This is a genomic window from [Mycobacterium] stephanolepidis, from assembly GCF_002356335.1.
In the GTDB taxonomy this organism is placed as follows: Bacteria; Actinomycetota; Actinomycetes; order Mycobacteriales; family Mycobacteriaceae; genus Mycobacterium; species Mycobacterium stephanolepidis.
The window spans coordinates 4,014,568-4,030,338 of the sequence record NZ_AP018165.1; the positions used below are offsets into that span (position 1 = coordinate 4,014,568).

A 15,771-nucleotide genomic window follows, 5' to 3' on the forward strand; every position below is an offset into this window, starting at 1 on the left:
ATGCATGGCAGCGCCGTCCGCCTGCCGACGCAGCGAAATACCCAGTCCGTGCATGAACAAGCGCAAACCGTGTACACGAACGTGATGCCCAACGAAAGGAACACGACGATGTCCGCTGTTCTTCAGGATCGGACGATCGCGATACTGGCCGCCGACGGAGTCGAACGTGTGGAGCTGGAAGAACCACGCAACTCGATCATGGCTGCCGGTGGCACCGTGGTCGTGCTCTCGATCAGATCAGGCGAGATTGCCGCCCGTGACCACGATCTGGCACCGGCCGGGACGCTGCACGTCGACCGCGAGGTCGGCAAGGCATCCGTGGACGACTACGACGCACTGGTGCTTCCCGGGGGCACCGTCAACCCCGACAAACTGCGCGCCGATGCAGGTGCGGTGGATTTCGTGCGTGCGTTTGTGCGCTCCGACAAGCCCGTGGCCGCGATCTGCCACGGGCCGTGGACCCTTGCCGAGGCAGGTGTATTGCAAGGACGAACGGTCACGTCGTACCGCAGTATCCGCACAGACCTGCGCAACGCCGGGGCCCATGTCCTCGACGAGGAGCTGGTCATCGACCACAACCTCATCACCAGTCGTTCCCCGGAGGACCTGCCCGCGTTCTGTCGGGCCATCGTGGACAACGTCGCCGCCGCCAGTGCCAGACGATGACCGAGATCAGTGACGGCCCCCGCCTGCGCTACCGCGGGTGACACGGCACCGGGGCGTACAACGCCTGCCGGCACAGTTCCTCGGCCTCGGCGGTCGACCGGTCCAGCGGTAGGCGCGTATCGATCACGTGCGCCTCACCCCACCCGTTGTCCACACCGACGAACTCAGAACTCAACGCCGCCGCGATATCACCGCCGGCATCCGACACTCCGTCGTGGCGGGCCGCCACCCGATGTTGGGCGGTCACCAGCGGCGCCATACATAAGAACTCCACCATCGGCGCTCCGGCTTCATACGCGAGCTGATGCGCGCGCAGCCGGTGACGCGGATTACGCCAGGTCGCGTCCAGGATGACGGTGTGCCCGCCGGCCAGACACACCCGCGCTCTGCGGAGCACCGCATCGTATACGGCGGCCACGTTCTCCGGGGAGTACAGGCCCGCGTCGAGCACGCCCTTCCCGCCGGATATCACGCCCAGGCGATGCAATTGGTGGCGCACCTCATCGGTGGAGATGATCTGAGCACCAACATCTTCCGATATCCGACGCGCTAAGGTGCTCTTGCCTGTACCCGGTCCGCCACCGACCAGCACAAGCCGAACCGTTGCCGCGCTCAGGTGGCTCAGCGCCATCGACACATGTTTGGTGGCCCGGCTCAGGGCCGCGCGCTGCCCCTGCGCGAACCGGGTGCAATCCACCTTGGCCCGGACCAAGGATCGATAGGCGATATAGAAGTGCCGCAACGGCTCCGGTGCGGGATCGGCGGATAGTTCCACGTAGCGATTCATGAAGTATTCGCCCAGATCCCGCCGCCCCAGGAATTCCAGATCCATGGCTAGGAATGCGGCGTCGTCGAGGCTGTCCGCGTGCCGCAGTCGGTCGTCGAATTCCAGACAGTCGAGCATCACCGGACCATCGGGCAGGCAGAAGACGTCGCTGGCCATCAGATCGCCGTGCCCGTCGATGATCCTGTGGTCGGCGATGCGCTGTGCGAACAGCACCGCCCGCCCGGAGATGAACTGTGTCGCGAGCGTCCGGACCATGCGCACGTCGTCCGCGGCGAGCGCCGTTCCGACATACTTCTCCAACGAGGTCAGCGTGTCCTCCCAACGATCGACGACAGCGTCAAGCGCCCCGGCCTCGTCGATCGATGGGCTGCGATCGGCCCGCTTGTGGAATGCCGCCAGCACCTCCGCGACCGCATCCAGATGCGACTTGGTGACCCGGCCCGCCTTGGCCATCGCCGACAATCGCGCGGCGTCCGGGTAGCGCCGCATCACCACGACCGGTTCGCCCGGCCCGCCCTCGGGATCGGTGAGGTGCGAGACACCGATGTAACTGTCACTTGAGATGCGGCTGTTGAGCGCCACCTCACGGGCACAAGCCCTTTCGCGAAGCTCCAGGGTGCTGAAGTCGAGGAGGTTGGTGACCACGGGCTTTTTGAGTTTGTATGCCCGCCCTCCAGCCAAAATGACTATACCCGTGTGTGTTTCACGGATCTCTGCACCGACGTACGTGGGGCTGGCGGTCGATCGCATTGCGCGCATGACTTCATCGTTGCCGGGTGCGGGACGAGGATATCCGGCCATGTGCCCCTGATCTGTGGGTCGGAAGTCACCAGTTCTCCCCCGCCAAGGCCCTCCCGGCGTTTCCCGGGCCACATACCCGGTGACTTCGGGTCCCTGGCCGGTGACCAAATGCCCTGTCCACGCCCGGATGTGTCACCGAGAGTCGATATCACCACCAGTGAGCGGAGCCCGACATGCCCAAGACGATGGTTCACATCGACGTAGTCCAGACTGCGATCCAACTTGCTTGCCGTGCACCGTCTTTGCACAACACCCAGCCATGGCGCTGGATCGTCGACCCGGGCTCCGGGTCCGGGGATTTGCACCTATATCTGGACCGCTCTCGCTGCGTGAACAGAACTGACGACAGGGGCCGCGAAGCCATCATCAGCTGCGGTGCGGCTTTGGACCATTTCCGGGTCGCCATGGCCTCGGCGGGCTGGATGGCACGCGTGGAACGGGTCCCCGACCCCGACAACCCCGACCACCTCGCGGCCATCACGTTCTTGCCCAGATCCGTCGTGGTGGTGGGTGATCGTCGACGTGCGGATGCGATCCTGCAGCGTCGCACCGATCGCCTCCCCTTCGAGTCACCGCCGAACTGGTCGCAGTTCGCCCGGATGTTGAACTCGGTGATCTCCGATCGGGCGGTGATCTTGGACGTGATCGACGATGCGATGCGGCCGAGACTGGCCGAGGCGTCGGCACTCAGCGATGCCCTGCGTATCTACGATTCGGCCTACCAGAACGAACTCGATTGGTGGACAGCATCGTTCACCCTGGGAGAAGGTATTCCGCGCAGTGCGCTGGTGTCGGCCGGTGAGAGCGATCGCGTCGACATCGGCCGCACCTTCCCGGTCGTCTCGGAACGGACCCCACGGCCCGGCCCGCAGGAAGATCGAGCCAAGGTGCTGGCGCTGTCCACTGCCAGAGACACCCCAAAACACCTGCTGCGCTGCGGCGAGCTGCTGTCGGAGGTGCTGCTGGAAGCGACCCTGGCCGGGATGGCGACCTGCACCATCACGCACATGCTGGAACTGACCGCCAGTCGCGAGGTCGTCGGCGCCACCATCGGGCGAGCGCACCCGCAGGCATTGATCCGGGTTGGCCTTGCTCCGACCTTCGGTCGCGTCCCGCCCCCGACGCCCCGGCGATCGCTTGCCGACGTGTTCGAGATCCGCGGCTAGGGCAGTGCCATGAGCGAGATCCCCACCCGCCAGTCCGCGGTGGTCGTCGGCATCGACGGTTCGCGATCCGCGGTTCGGGCCGCGTTATGGGCGGTCGATGAGGCACTGCACCGTGACGTACCGCTGCGCCTGGTCCACGTGGTGCCCCAACCGGAGTTCCCGGAGTTCGACGAGGAGCCAAGCCCCGCCGGGATGGCGCTACGGCATGCCGTCCGCGAGATCGGGTCGACGCGAAAGCCGGTCGAGGTTCACGCCGATATCCGGCACGGACGGGTAGCGGACGTGCTGCTGGACTCCTCACGCAACGCCCTCATGTTGTGCGTGGGCGCGATCGGCATCAGCGGCTCCGACACCAGGAAAGTCGGATCCACTGCTGCGGAAGTTCTCCGGTCGGTGCGCTGTCCGGTCGCGGTGATCCGCGATGGCCAGGTACCGGCCGGTGCGGAGCCCTCGGTGGTGGTGGAGGTCGACGAGACCCACGAGTCGGTGGCTTCGTTGGAACTCGCAGCGCACGAGGCACGGCTGCGCCGCGCGCCGATGCGTGTCCTGCTGCGCCATCGCGCGATGCCCCTCTTCGGGCATCGGGTCGCCACCTTGGCACGCGGAGACCGTCAGGTGGCGGCCGTCCTGCTGGAGCGACGCCTGGCACCCCTACGGGCACGGCACTCCGACCTGGACATCCGTGTACTCGATCCGGTGGGCGGCACGCTGGATTACCTGGAACGCCACGGACATTCCGTACAGCTGGTGGTTCTCGGAGCCGGCGATGCGGCACACGTGCAGGAGTTGGTCGGCCCCAACGGATGCGGCGTGCTGGGTCGGACACACTGTTCGGTGCTCGTCGCCGCGCGTCAGCGGCTGCTGTAGGCAACACCATCGGGTGGTGCCCACCACTCGCGACCTCTTCGTTTGGGGTACCTCGCTACTCGCGTCATCGAGACCGTGTCGGATCAGGATCGTTGTGTACCGCTTTTACACAACGAAACCGAGCCACACACCCCATGCCGGGAGGAGTCGAAATGATTACGCGAACAGCCCCGTGCAGCGTCTCGCCGGACGTCAGCCTGCTCATCCTGGTTGAGGCCGGCCCTGCTCACGACCTTCGTGAGCATCCGGGTGCAATCAATTCAGCCACACCGATTTTCGAGGCGATTCGGGTCGCCGGGCACACGGTTGCTCCCCTTCATGTCAATGCCGCGGGTGTACCGCCCGAGCTGCGATCCATCTTCGTCGTCACCGCGCCCGCCTGCCCCGAGTTCGAGCGGCTCGCCGAACATCTGCGAGTGCTTCCCGGTGTTGCCGCGACCTACCTGGAATCCGACGACGTCCGCCCGGGGCCTGCCACCGTCAGTTCCATCCCGGTATCGATCGGTGCGCAGCGCCGGGCACTGTTCCGCCGTGTCACCCACCGCAGCGTCGGTGCGCTGGGCGCACGCCGGTTGGCAGGCTAGTGGACACCCAGTGGAGGCGGTGCTCAGTAGCACCGCCTCCACTGGGTTGGGTGGCCCTTATTGGATACCCGCATTGGGCGGCGCGATATGCGTCCGTCCCTCGGGTTCCACCACCATTACTCCGGGAATATCTACCAGCGCAGCGGCATTCGTGACATCACCGGATACCACGCCGATCTCGCGGTGCACCTGCATACCGGCCATACCGGCCGCCCGCAACGCGGCCACCGTGCCGTCGAAATCACGCTCTTCGATCGTCACGGTGACCCGCTGCGCCGTCACTGTGGGGCCTGTACAAGCCCGGCGCCCACATCCACGGCCGGGACGTTGAGCGGTACCGCGTGCTGTAACAGCACTGCCCACAGCTGCCGACCGGTGAGCCCTGTGGCCTCGCACCACAGCGCCGCGATACCCGACACATGAGGCGTGGCCATGCTGGTACCGCTGATCGAATTGTAGCGCTTCGGCATCGGCCACGAGGAGTACACATCGACACCCGGTCCGGCAAGGTCTATCCGACCCGCGGCCTTCGTCTTGGTGCTCGAACGCGCCGAGAACCAGCCCGGGTTCAAGGACGAGTCCACCGCGGCGATGGCCATGATCGAACGGCTGTTCGCGGGCACGCCGACGAAGCCGTAGTTTCCGATCCTCCGGTTCGCGTTGTTGCCCGCCGCGGCGATGATCAGCGAGCCGCGGTCGAGCGCACGCTGCCCCACCGTCTCGTAGGCGAGAGACGTCTTATCGACGTTGGCGCCCAACGACATCGAGATGACGGCGCAGTTGTTGGCCACTGCCCAGTTGATGCCGGCGAGAATACCGCCGTCGGCGCCCGACCCGGCGTTACTCAGCACCTTGCCTGCGAAGATCTCGGCCTCGGTCGCTGCTCCGTAACGACGGCTCCCCCGCGGGGAGCGCGGTCCACACGAGGTCCCGATGCAGTGTGTGCCGTGCCCATGCCCATCATCGGCGGTCTCTCCGTCGATGAACGATTGCATGGTCACGTGACGCTTCTTGAAGTCGGGATGTGCGGCGTCGAAGCCCGTGTCCAGCACCGCCACCCGAACCCCGTGGCCGGTCTTTGAACTCGTGTCTGTCCTGGTGGCCTGCAGACCCCACGTCGATGAGTCGTTATCCGCATAGGCAGCGGCAAGTTCTTCGACTGTCGCGGAGTCGGCCTGCAACCGTGCGAAAAGGTCGGAGACACCGTGCTGGTAGCCGCTGAGGTATTCGGCAGAGGTGACGGTAAGTGCGTGATGGATCAACTCCGGTTCCACGGACAACACCGTGCCGCCCGCCGACGCGGCGGCGTGAAGCGCCATGGTCTGCTCCGGGTCAGAGTCCACCACGGCCAGACCGAGCTCGTCGAACACCGTGGCATCGGCGTCGACGACGGCGCTGATGTCCATCGCTTGATTCTCAAAATCCCTGCTGTGCGCGATATTCGAGATCCCCGCGATGCCCGCGAGCGTGGTGGCGTTGTTCCCGCGCGCCGTTGCCGGTGCGAAGACAACCACTTGCCTTCCTGTGTAAATCTGCGAGTCGGTGTTAGTCATTTCCGGGTCCGTCCTTTCCTGACGTACGTGGTGGGAAGCCGCAGACGCCCAACGGGATATAGGCGCACTAGCTCGGCTACCAGCAATGGTCGGCAGCGTCGCGCGATTCCGAACGAGTGATCCACTACCTGCATTTGGGCGCAGTCGATGCAGCTTCGGTGAGGTCGCAGCGCGTCGTCTCATCACCCGCGAGGAACGAAGTAGCCCGCTACTCGTGCGGGTATCGGTCCGCCGGCCCTACCGTTTCAGCAGACCTATCACCTAAGGGAGCCGATCATGACAACGCTTGAACGACAAGCAATCCGGCAGCCATCACACACACCCACGACCAAGGTTGCGGCTAGTGGCACCGCCGGCGCGATCTCGGTCGTGCTGGTCTTCGTCCTCGGCAAGTTCAATGTGGAGATACCCGGAGACGTCGGCTCGGCCATCACTGTGCTCTTCTCCGTCGCATCCGGGTACTTGGTGCACGAACGCACCGTTCTGCAGGCGCCGAAATCGGAGAACACCGCGGACGAATGAACGGCGCGGGCAGCGGGCGGTTCGCCTACTCCTGCGGGTTCGCCAGATCGCTCCACACAATCTTGGCAAGCTGATCACGGTCTGCGACATCGAGTTTGATGCATGCCCGGTAGATGTGGCCCTCGATGGTCCGCACCGACAGCGTGAGGCGCTCGGCGATCTCGCGGTTGCACAACCCCTCCCCGATGAGCGCGGCGATCTCACGTTCACGTGCGGTGACCGGCAGCGGGCGCGCGGCGGCCCGGATCGCGGGCGTAGCCGCACCACCGCATTGACCTGCGATCCGCAGTGCACGCGCGGCGGACTCGGCGCTCTTGCTCCTGTCTCCATCGCGACCGCGTAACGCCACCGCCTGCGCCGCGGCGTCCGCGGCCGAGAGCAGCAGGCCCGCGTTCTCGAACTCGCCACTCACCACATCCAGTGCCTCGGCATCCGAGGCCCCGACTGCGACCGCATGCCGCGCATACAGCTGCACCAACGGCCCATGCACACGCGGGACAAGCGACGCGAGGCGGCGCCCCACGGTCCGGTCACCGAAGCGTGCCGCATGGTGCAGGGCCTCGGCCTCCACCGCATACTGGCCCGCGGTGTGCGCGGCGTCGGCCGCGCGCCGGGCGATATCGACCGCCGACCGGTCTGCGCCGCGCGCGGCGGCAAGCCATGATTTCGCGATCAACAGCTGGGGGTCGTGCAGCGCGACGAACTGTCCTGAGTGTTCTCCGGATTCGGTCAGCACACGCTCGGCATCTTCAACCTTTCCGAGTGCGGCGTAGGCGCGGGCCAGCAACAGCCGTGCGGGCAGCTGCCAGGGCAGTGGCTTCTCGGCGTTGAGCGCGGCCAGTGCTTGCTCGATGGAAGAGATCGCCGTCGGGAAGGCGCCACGGTGCACGGCAACCAGGCCTGCCATGATGCGCGCTATCGCCCACGCCAGAAACTGTCCGGCGGAGGAGAATTCGGTGTACTCCGTAACCCGGCGGTCGGCCAGTCGGAGCTGCCCGGTGTAGACAAGTGCCAGTACGTCGCAGTAGCGCACCATCACCGCGATCATGCCGTCGGTGGACCTTTTCTGAGCGCGGCACCTCGCCGCGATCGGCTCGAACTCATCGCCGCGCCCAGCGACGGGCAGCGCGAGCCCGATACCGAACGCCGCGAATTCCACTGCCTGCCGGGGAGCCTCCGGATCCGAGAGCACCAGGGTCGCCGCCGCCAGTCCGTCATCGAAGTGGTTTTCGTGCACGGCCAACGCCGCCCCCGTCGCGTCGACGACCAGTTTCAGGGCGGGATGCTGCACGCGTTCTCGCAGCAGTGCCATCAGCTCGCGTGCGCGCCGGACATCGCCCATCGACCAGAACGCGATGGACACCAGCGGAAGGCCCCACAGGACCAGCGAGAGTTCATCGAGCTGGTCGGGATCGAACTCGGCGAGCACCTGCTCGGCTTCCTCGGGCCGGCCCTGCCACAGCAGAGCGCGCGAGAGCACCTCGGCCGCGCGCAGGCCTCCGTCACGTTCCACCGCGCAGCGCGCCAGATGCTCACCCACCGGCAGGTTGGACAGGTACACCGCGTCCTTCGCGGCGGAGACAAGTAGGGCCGGGTCGGTGGTCTCGTCGCTATCGACAGAGAGCTGCGCCAGCCGAATGCGTCTGGCGGCCGAGTCGATATCGCGTTCCCGGAGTGCCCGCACCAGCTGACCGCGCAGACGCCGAGCCGATGCGGTGCCCACTCGGCGCCGGATCACCTCGCCCAGCATCGGATGGCTGAACCGCACATTGTTCCGTCGGCCGTCGGCCTCCACACGGACAAAGCCGCTGAGCTCCGCACCGTCAAGAGCATCGCCACCGGCGATCTCACACAACGTGTCGAGATTGAGAGGTTCACACAGGGACAGCAGTTTCAGCACGTTGAGTACGTCGCCGTCCAACTGTTCGAGGCGATCTCCGAGCAATGCTGCCAACCCCGACGGGACAATCGTGTTTCCACGCAGTTGCCACACTCCGTTGACGGCGGTGAGGGATCCGGCCTCGACAGCACCCTCCACCAGATGACGCAAGAACAGTGGATTTCCACCGGATGACTCCCACATCACGTCGGCGCTCAGCCCTTCGAGCGCTCCGCCGAGCACCGATTCCACGAGGGCGACACTCTGCTGCTTGGTGAACGCCTCGAGCTCGAACCGGCGCAGGTAGTCGTCCTTCCACAATGCGGTGACCGCATCCGGAACGGGCTCACCGCTACGCACGGTGGCCACCAGCCGGCTCGCATGGCCGACTGCGATCTGATGCAGCAGGGTCGCCGACAGATCATCCAGCAGATGGGCATCGTCGATCCCGATGATCGGATGTGGTGTCGCCACAATGGATTCCCGTGCCGCAGCGATGAGCGCAGCGGGGTCACGCGATCCGGTTGTCTGTATCCAATGAGCGAACACGCCCAGCGGAATGCTCCGTGACGACTCGGTGCAAGCCACCCAGCGAACCTGACATTCCAGTGAGTCGGTGACCGTGCGCGCGAGGGTGGTCTTGCCGACTCCCGCCGAGCCGACCAACACCACACCACACGACAGGCTGTCCGACAGCGTCGCGCGGACAGCCTCGAATTCGTTTGGGCGGTCGAGCAACTGCCAGCTCCCCGACATGGAGAAAGAGTCTAGATCGCGACGGCGGTTTGCGTGGGCCAGTCCGGGGGAAGGTTTCTCCAGCGCCGCTGGTGTGGTGATCGCACGTGTCATCGCAACCATCTCAGTCCGGTAGATCCTGAACCCCGGCCGGCTCCATCCGCGACACCCCGTTCTTCTCGTGCCGAAAGTTGCTGGATGCCTCGTAAACCCGAAGTTTCAATCGGTTGATCGACCCCAATGGCCGATGCGCGGCCAGGGCGCGCCAGGAATTGAAGGACAGCACATCGTCGCCGAACACCCGCCTCTTGTCGCCATATGAATCTTGAACGGGGAAGACGATTTTGGCGATTCCCCGGTGTGGGGAGTCCTTTTCCGGCCACGCGACGGTGGCGTCCTCAAGGGGCATGGTCTTCTCGTCGGTGCACAGTTGTGCCCTCAGTTCATACTCAGCACTGTTGTGCTGGAAGAACTCTGATACCAGGTGACGGAACTCGTCGTCGGCGATATCGTCCGGCAGCAGCACCCCCTCGAGGTCCCGCACGGACGTGGACAGCGGTACGTAACTCAGCTTGGCCACATACTCTCCGTACCGCAGCGGCGCCGAGGAATAGAACGTGTCACCGAGGATGTGAGTGTTGGGCCGAACGAACACGGCCACCGATTCCGGCAGTGAGAGTCCCACGCGTGGAAGCAGTTTCGCCACCCCGCCCAGAAGGTTGCTACCCACCCTCAGTGCGGTGTCCGGCAGCCGCGCCAGCAACCAGGCCGTGGGCATCCCGCGCCGAAGATATGCCTTCGCATCGGCGAAGAGGAACTCGCGGTGGGTGACCAACACGAAGTCTTGGGTGGTGGCGTCGTCATCGGGGAGCGTCCGCGGGCCCGCCACATCCAGGACCTTGATGCCCAAGCCCCGCACGCCCCGGATCCGGTCGCTGCGCAGCAGGCCGGACGTGGTGGACAACCTGGAGATGATCGGATAACTACCGGGCGTTGCGAACATGCCCTGGCGTAGGTGCGGCGGCAGGTCCGGATAGACGGTCAGCTCACCGCGCAAGATGCCGTGGCTCTTCGCATGCGCATCACGAACGGCATGCCGATACTTCTGGAAGGCCCGCTGGTTGTTCGTGTGCAGCACCTTGATGATCTTGTCGATGGCCTCCTCCTCGCCGGGAGGTGCCGCGTCCATGTTCTCGCTGTACCGAAGGTAGGTACGCGTCGCTTCGAGCGATTCATCGGTGGCGCCCATCGCGGTCCAGTCCTCCCGTATTAGTGGTCCGGGACGGTCGATATCCATCGGACACGGTGACGTTCTCAGTGTCGCGAATGCCGGGGGTGCCGCGCATGAGTACACGACTACTCAATCCTGCGCTGCGGCCGGCGCCCACGTGGGTGAATTGACGAGGTATTCCCGGTTCGATCGGAAATCCAATTTGGAGGGGATCGAGTAGCGCAATACTCACGTTCTGACTCGTCAGAATTTGTCAGCATTACCGTATGGCGAAAAAGAGTGGACCCGCCACATCAGCCACCACATTGGCCTCGTGGCTCGCAACACGAATTGATCGGTCGGTCGGGTGGTCGCGCCTGCCCACGGCATTCGGCATCGCAGTGCTCATCGGGCTCCGTAACGCGCTGCGAGCCGACAATCTGTTCGACACGGGGCGGGCGCCGGGCGGATCACCGCCGCCGGAGAACGCCTCCTGCCGCAGTGCCCGGACGTTGGACGGCACCTACAACAACCTCGAACACCCCCTGATGGGGTCGGTGGGCAGCCGGTTCGGGCGCAACGCGCCCCTTGCCCAGACCTTCCCCGAGTCCTCCGAACAACTCCTGGACCCGAACCCGCGGCTGATCAGTCGCAGGCTGCTGACCCGCGACGAGTTCATTCCGGCAACAACCCTGAACGTACTGGCCGCGGCGTGGATCCAATTCGAGGTCCACGACTGGTTCAGCCATAACACGGTCGAAACCGAGCCATGGACGGTTCCCCTGGACCGGAACGATCCGTGGCCACAACGTCCGATGCAGATACGCCGCACCGCACCCGACCCGTGCCCCGACGCGTCAGGCCCCCCGACGTTCGTCACGCAAGACACCCATTGGTGGGACGGATCGCAGGTCTACGGTGGCACTCGCGCCATCGCCGACGCGCTGCGCACCGGGACCGGGGGCACGCTGCGGCTGGACGGACAGGGTCTACCGCCGGCCGATGTCGAAGCGCTGGCCAGCACATCAGAGACGGCCGTGAACTTCTGGGTCGGTCTGGCCATCCTGCATTCGCTGTTCATGCGGGAACACAACGCCATCTGCGAGCATCTGGCTGCCTGTCATCCGGAAATGTCCGACCAGGAGCTGTACGACAAGGCCCGTCTAGTCAACACCGCCCTGATGGCGAAAATCCACACGATCGACTGGACTCCCGCCATAATCGGGCACCCCACCACGGTATTCGCGATGAACTCCAACTGGTCCGGCATTCTGGGTGAGCGCTTAGGCAACCTATTTCGGCGCCAGCCGCATAACGCTCTGCTACGCGGCATACCCGGCTCACCCACAAGTCTGCATAACGTGCCATATTCGCTGACCGAAGAATTTGTCGCGGTGTACCGCATGCACCCGCTAATTCCCGATCGTTTCGTGCTTCGGTCGGCATCCGATGATTCCGTGATCGCCGAGCACGAATTGCCCGATCTGGCCGTACAACATGTGCGAACGCGTTTCAGCGAGACGTCGATAGAGAACATCATTTATTCGTTCGGCCGTGCCAATCCGGGCGCGCTGACTCTGCATAACTTTCCGCGTCATCTGCAACGTCTGGAACGGCCGGACGGATCCGTTTTGGACCTCGCCGCCATCGACGTGCTTCGGGTGCGCGAACGGGGAGTCCTCCGCTACAACGATTTCCGACGGATGCTGCGTCTGCGTCCGGTGTCTTCTTTCGGCGAGCTCACCGACGACCCGGTGGTGGCCAAGGAACTCGCGGCGATATACGGCGATGTCGAACGAGTGGATCTGATGGTGGGACTGTACGCGGAGCCCAAACCGAAGGGATTTGGGTTCAGCGACACAGCTTTTCGAATCTTCGTGCTGATGGCGTCGCGCCGGTTGGAGAGCGACAGATTCTTCACATCCGACTTCCGGCCCGAGATCTACACCCCGGAAGGCATCGCGTGGGTCAGGAACAACTCGATGCGTTCGGTGCTGCTCCGGCACTTCCCGTCCCTGGAGGCCGCCCTCGACGGTGTCGCGAATCCCTTCGCTCCGTGGACGCCCGCATGGGCCAGCGGATCGACCGAGTAGGCGAATACTCATGACCGACAACGGTGTTTGGGTTCACAATCGTCAGATGAAACCCACCGGACTCATGCCTTCGGTGTGCGATGACTAGCCCCGTGCCACGCGGGCCCAAGCGGCCATCGGTCATCAGCCCGATGGTCCTGGCCGATCCGCAGACGGCACTGCCGGCCGAGGCCAACGCCTTGGTCACCGACGATGACGATCGCAGGATGGTACTGATCGAGCTTCTCGTCGGCGCGGGCGTCGACCCCGATGACGTGCGCGACCAATTCCTGCACATGTTCCACCGGGTACTGCGCGACGAGCCGCCCACACCAACGCCCGTCGGTCGCCACTATGTGCGGTGCATGCTCACCCCCGACGAAATCCAGCGCCTGGTCCGCGGTGGCGCCAAGTCCCCGACCGCCAAAAGCGCACAGCAAGCACTGCAGCTGATCCGGCGGGTGTGGCCGGATCTGGTGGTCGAGGCGCACCTGGACCGCTCGCTCACCACCATCAAGGCCGATGCGGCGATCCGCACCTATGGCTCCGGCGGAACCGGAGTCGTCTGGGCCGTGCTGGATTCGGGAATCGACGCCGAGCACCCACATTTCGCCGCCAACGGCACCCTCACCGCGGACTCGGTGATGCCGCTGCACAAGGACTTCACGCTGTCCCCGCAGGCCTCGAAGGGCCCGCTCGTCGATGTCTACGGACACGGCACCCATGTGGCCGGCATCATCGCGGGCGAATCCCCCACCGACCCGAAACTCATCCGGATCGCATCCACTCAACCAACCGCCGAGGGGCTGCCCGAATGGGTTCCGCGAATGCTGGCGCAGGGGTCACGGCTGTCCGGGGTGGCGCCGCACGCCAACCTGGTGAGCCTCAAGGTTCTCGATGACGACGGCAAGACCCTGTCCAGCGTGCTCATCGACGCCCTCAACTACGTGCGCGAGATCAACAGCTACGGCAACGACCTACAGATCCACGGCGTGAACCTGTCTCTGGGATGCGGGTGGATGCCAAGGGATTACGCGGCAGGCCAAAGCCCGCTATGCCGCGAGCTCGATCTGCTCACCGGATCGGGGGTGGTCTGCGTCGTGAGCGCCGGAAACCTCGGGGCCGGCACCGCCGCGGCCGGTGTGGGCGCCGCGATCTTGGGCACGACGGCCGATGTCTATGGTCAGCTCTCCACCATCACCGACCCCGGCAATGCTGCCACCGCGATCACCGTCGGTTCGGTCCACCGGTACCGGCCGCATACCAGCGGTGTCACCTTCGACTCCTCCAAGGGGCCGACTCTCGATGGCCGACGCAAACCCGACCTGGTGGCTCCAGGTGAGCGGATCACCTCTGCGGCAACCGGTCTCATGGCCAAGGGCATTGACCTGTTGAAGGACGACGGCACCGAGGGAGCCGCCAACTACATCGAAGACAGCGGGACCTCGATGGCCGCCGCGCATGTGTCGGGTGCGATTGCCGCGTTCTTGTCGGCTCGCACAGAGTTCGTGGGTAAACCACAAGAGGTCAAGGACATCTTCCTGAAGTCGGCCGTCGACTTGGGGCGTCACGAGTTCTTTCAGGGCGCGGGTCTTGTCGACCTGATGCGTGCACTATCCAACACCTAGAGACGAGCGAGTAGATCATGACAACGATCAAAGGATTGCCCTACTACGAACCGGATTTCAATGCCGATGGCTCACTCAACGACGCCACCGGTGACTGCGACGGCGGTCTACCGGCCGCAGTCGCGGCCGGTGGCATCACCGATCTGTTCCTGATGTCACACGGATGGAACAACAGCGTAGCCTCCGCTCGCCAGCTCTACACCGCGATGTTTTCGTTGATCGCCGATCAGCTCGGCGGCGACACAGACGGTGTGGCCGTTGCCGGAATCAACTGGCCGTCGGTGCTATTGCCCGACGACAGCCCCGATAGCGCGCCGCCCGTGCCTTCCACGGGCGCGGAGCTGGCCGCGGCGCTGGCACCGCGCTTCCCCGGCCAGGCCGCGCAACTGAAAAAGATGGGCGAGCTGCTCGACGAGAAACCGCAGCAGTCCGCCAAGCTCATCGAGTTCCACACCTTGGCCGCCGGACTGGTCACCACCCCCGCCCAGTCGCAGGAGGACAGCGGCGAGTCGGACATCGTGAAGGGCGACCCGCTCGCGGTGTTCGGGCAAGCCTCCGCTATGGCACCGAAGTCGACGAGTGCCGCACAGGGACTTGGCAATCCCTTCGCCGCGCTGTGGTCGGGGGCTCGCGAGATCCTGCGCACGATGAGCTATTACGAGATGAAGAACCGGGCCGGAGTTGTCGGCCAGCGCGGTCTCGGTCCGCTGCTCGCCTCACTGTCGGGCCCCGACGGCCCGCCCCGCATTCACCTCATCGGACACAGTTTCGGAGCGAGACTGGTCTCCTACGCGCTGGCAGGGCTTCCGACAACCGGCACCAGCCCCGTCAAGTCGCTCACCCTGATCCAGGGCGCCTTCTCGCACTTCACCTTCAACCGCAAGCTGCTCTTCGATCCGGGACGAGGACCCGGCGGCCTCGCCGGGCTCGAAGAGCGCGTGGACGGGCCACTGCTGTCGACATACACCGCCGCCGACCGCGCGGTCGGCTGGTGGTATCCGGCGGCCAGCATGCTTGCTCGGCAGGACAGCCAAGCCGGGCAGGACCCTTGGTTCCGCTGGGGGGCAATGGGTCACGACGGATACCAGCAGGACCCGGCCGCGACGCCACTCGAGCTTGCCGAGGCCGGAAAGCCGTACGACTTCCAGCGCGGGCATTTTTACCGCCTTGACGCCAACAAGGTCATCGCCGACGCCGGCCAATCCCAGTTCAGCGGTGCGCACAGCGATATCAAGCACCCCGAGGTGGCGTGGGCAATCGTCTCTGCCGCCCGCGCAAACCAGAACTGAACACGAAAACTG

Annotated in this window: 13 protein-coding genes; 8 read left to right on the forward strand and 5 right to left on the reverse strand. The window is 65.1% G+C overall.

Features of this window, described 5'->3' with window-relative positions:
- Positions 1-108 precede the first annotated feature (108 nt).
- On the forward strand, positions 109-666 hold the full coding sequence (locus MSTE_RS20020; protein WP_096506147.1) for a type 1 glutamine amidotransferase domain-containing protein: 558 nt from the start codon (positions 109-111) through the stop codon (positions 664-666).
- Between the two features lie 28 nt (positions 667-694).
- On the opposite strand, the gene MSTE_RS20025 is transcribed toward MSTE_RS20020, so the two are convergent.
- Positions 695-2,254 carry a bifunctional aminoglycoside phosphotransferase/ATP-binding protein gene (locus MSTE_RS20025; RefSeq protein ID WP_096503837.1) on the reverse strand — a complete coding sequence of 520 codons (1,560 nt, stop codon included), beginning with the start codon at positions 2,252-2,254 and terminating at the stop codon, positions 695-697.
- A gap of 173 nt (positions 2,255-2,427) precedes the next feature.
- Here MSTE_RS20025 and MSTE_RS20030 point away from each other — a divergent pair, with 173 nt between their 5' ends.
- The 3 genes from MSTE_RS20030 (at position 2,428) to MSTE_RS20040 (ending at position 4,871) form a co-directional block, all read left to right on the forward strand.
- On the forward strand, positions 2,428-3,420 hold the full coding sequence (locus MSTE_RS20030; RefSeq protein ID WP_096503839.1) for an Acg family FMN-binding oxidoreductase: 993 nt from the start codon (positions 2,428-2,430) through the stop codon (positions 3,418-3,420).
- Between the two features lie 9 nt (positions 3,421-3,429).
- Complete coding sequence (locus tag MSTE_RS20035; RefSeq protein ID WP_096503841.1) at positions 3,430-4,287, forward strand: universal stress protein; 858 nt, start codon at positions 3,430-3,432, stop codon at positions 4,285-4,287.
- Positions 4,288-4,439: 152 nt separating this feature from the next.
- Positions 4,440-4,871: a hypothetical protein gene (locus MSTE_RS20040; protein WP_231896930.1), complete on the forward strand. Its 432-nt coding sequence runs from the start codon at positions 4,440-4,442 to the stop codon at positions 4,869-4,871.
- Positions 4,872-4,928: 57 nt separating this feature from the next.
- On the opposite strand, the gene MSTE_RS20045 is transcribed toward MSTE_RS20040, so the two are convergent.
- Both MSTE_RS20045 and MSTE_RS20050 read right to left on the reverse strand, forming a co-directional pair.
- A complete protein-coding gene (locus MSTE_RS20045; protein ID WP_096503843.1) occupies positions 4,929-5,153 on the reverse strand; it encodes a hypothetical protein in 225 nt (74 codons plus the stop codon).
- Entirely contained in the window at positions 5,150-6,424 is a 1,275-nt protein-coding gene (locus tag MSTE_RS20050; RefSeq protein WP_096503845.1) for a S8 family serine peptidase, read from the reverse strand. The genes MSTE_RS20045 and MSTE_RS20050 overlap by 4 nt, the downstream gene beginning before the upstream one ends.
- Positions 6,425-6,700: 276 nt before the next feature.
- Here MSTE_RS20050 and MSTE_RS20055 point away from each other — a divergent pair, with 276 nt between their 5' ends.
- Complete coding sequence (locus MSTE_RS20055) at positions 6,701-6,946, forward strand: hypothetical protein (RefSeq protein WP_096503847.1); 246 nt, start codon at positions 6,701-6,703, stop codon at positions 6,944-6,946.
- Between the two features lie 25 nt (positions 6,947-6,971).
- Here the strand turns inward: MSTE_RS20055 and MSTE_RS20060 are convergent, their stop codons facing one another.
- Both MSTE_RS20060 and MSTE_RS20065 read right to left on the reverse strand, forming a co-directional pair.
- Positions 6,972-9,581 carry a LuxR C-terminal-related transcriptional regulator gene (locus MSTE_RS20060; protein ID WP_096506149.1) on the reverse strand — a complete coding sequence of 870 codons (2,610 nt, stop codon included), beginning with the start codon at positions 9,579-9,581 and terminating at the stop codon, positions 6,972-6,974.
- Between the two features lie 103 nt (positions 9,582-9,684).
- The gene (locus MSTE_RS20065; RefSeq protein ID WP_096506151.1) at positions 9,685-10,809 is read right to left on the reverse strand and encodes a catalase family protein; all 1,125 of its coding nucleotides are present in this window, start codon (positions 10,807-10,809) and stop codon (positions 9,685-9,687) included.
- Between the two features lie 248 nt (positions 10,810-11,057).
- Between MSTE_RS20065 and MSTE_RS20070 the strand changes: the two genes are divergently transcribed.
- The 3 genes from MSTE_RS20070 to MSTE_RS20080 all read left to right on the forward strand — a co-directional run bounded on the left by MSTE_RS20070 (position 11,058) and on the right by MSTE_RS20080 (position 15,759).
- The gene (locus MSTE_RS20070; protein ID WP_096503849.1) at positions 11,058-12,863 is read left to right on the forward strand and encodes a peroxidase family protein; all 1,806 of its coding nucleotides are present in this window, start codon (positions 11,058-11,060) and stop codon (positions 12,861-12,863) included.
- Between the two features lie 80 nt (positions 12,864-12,943).
- The gene (locus tag MSTE_RS20075; protein WP_096503851.1) at positions 12,944-14,470 is read left to right on the forward strand and encodes a S8 family peptidase; all 1,527 of its coding nucleotides are present in this window, start codon (positions 12,944-12,946) and stop codon (positions 14,468-14,470) included.
- Positions 14,471-14,487: 17 nt separating this feature from the next.
- Positions 14,488-15,759, forward strand: a complete 1,272-nt coding sequence (locus MSTE_RS20080; RefSeq protein ID WP_096503853.1) for an alpha/beta hydrolase family protein — start codon at positions 14,488-14,490, stop codon at positions 15,757-15,759.
- The last annotated feature ends 12 nt before the right edge of the window (positions 15,760-15,771 follow it).

What these genes read in the sequence shown, in the direction of transcription:
- MSTE_RS20020 (WP_096506147.1), top strand. Translation starts at nt 109, where the DNA reads ATGTCCGCTGTTCTTCAGGATCGGACGATCGCGATACTGGCCGCCGAC.
- MSTE_RS20025 (WP_096503837.1), bottom strand. Translation starts at nt 2,254, where the DNA reads ATGGCCGGATATCCTCGTCCCGCACCCGGCAACGATGAAGTCATGCGC.
- MSTE_RS20030 (WP_096503839.1), top strand. Translation starts at nt 2,428, where the DNA reads ATGCCCAAGACGATGGTTCACATCGACGTAGTCCAGACTGCGATCCAA.
- MSTE_RS20035 (WP_096503841.1), top strand. Translation starts at nt 3,430, where the DNA reads ATGAGCGAGATCCCCACCCGCCAGTCCGCGGTGGTCGTCGGCATCGAC.
- MSTE_RS20040 (WP_231896930.1), top strand. Translation starts at nt 4,440, where the DNA reads ATGATTACGCGAACAGCCCCGTGCAGCGTCTCGCCGGACGTCAGCCTG.
- MSTE_RS20050 (WP_096503845.1), bottom strand. Translation starts at nt 6,424, where the DNA reads ATGACTAACACCGACTCGCAGATTTACACAGGAAGGCAAGTGGTTGTC.
- MSTE_RS20055 (WP_096503847.1), top strand. Translation starts at nt 6,701, where the DNA reads ATGACAACGCTTGAACGACAAGCAATCCGGCAGCCATCACACACACCC.
- MSTE_RS20060 (WP_096506149.1), bottom strand. Translation starts at nt 9,581, where the DNA reads ATGTCGGGGAGCTGGCAGTTGCTCGACCGCCCAAACGAATTCGAGGCT.
- MSTE_RS20065 (WP_096506151.1), bottom strand. Translation starts at nt 10,809, where the DNA reads ATGGGCGCCACCGATGAATCGCTCGAAGCGACGCGTACCTACCTTCGG.
- MSTE_RS20070 (WP_096503849.1), top strand. Translation starts at nt 11,058, where the DNA reads ATGGCGAAAAAGAGTGGACCCGCCACATCAGCCACCACATTGGCCTCG.
- MSTE_RS20075 (WP_096503851.1), top strand. Translation starts at nt 12,944, where the DNA reads ATGACTAGCCCCGTGCCACGCGGGCCCAAGCGGCCATCGGTCATCAGC.
- MSTE_RS20080 (WP_096503853.1), top strand. Translation starts at nt 14,488, where the DNA reads ATGACAACGATCAAAGGATTGCCCTACTACGAACCGGATTTCAATGCC.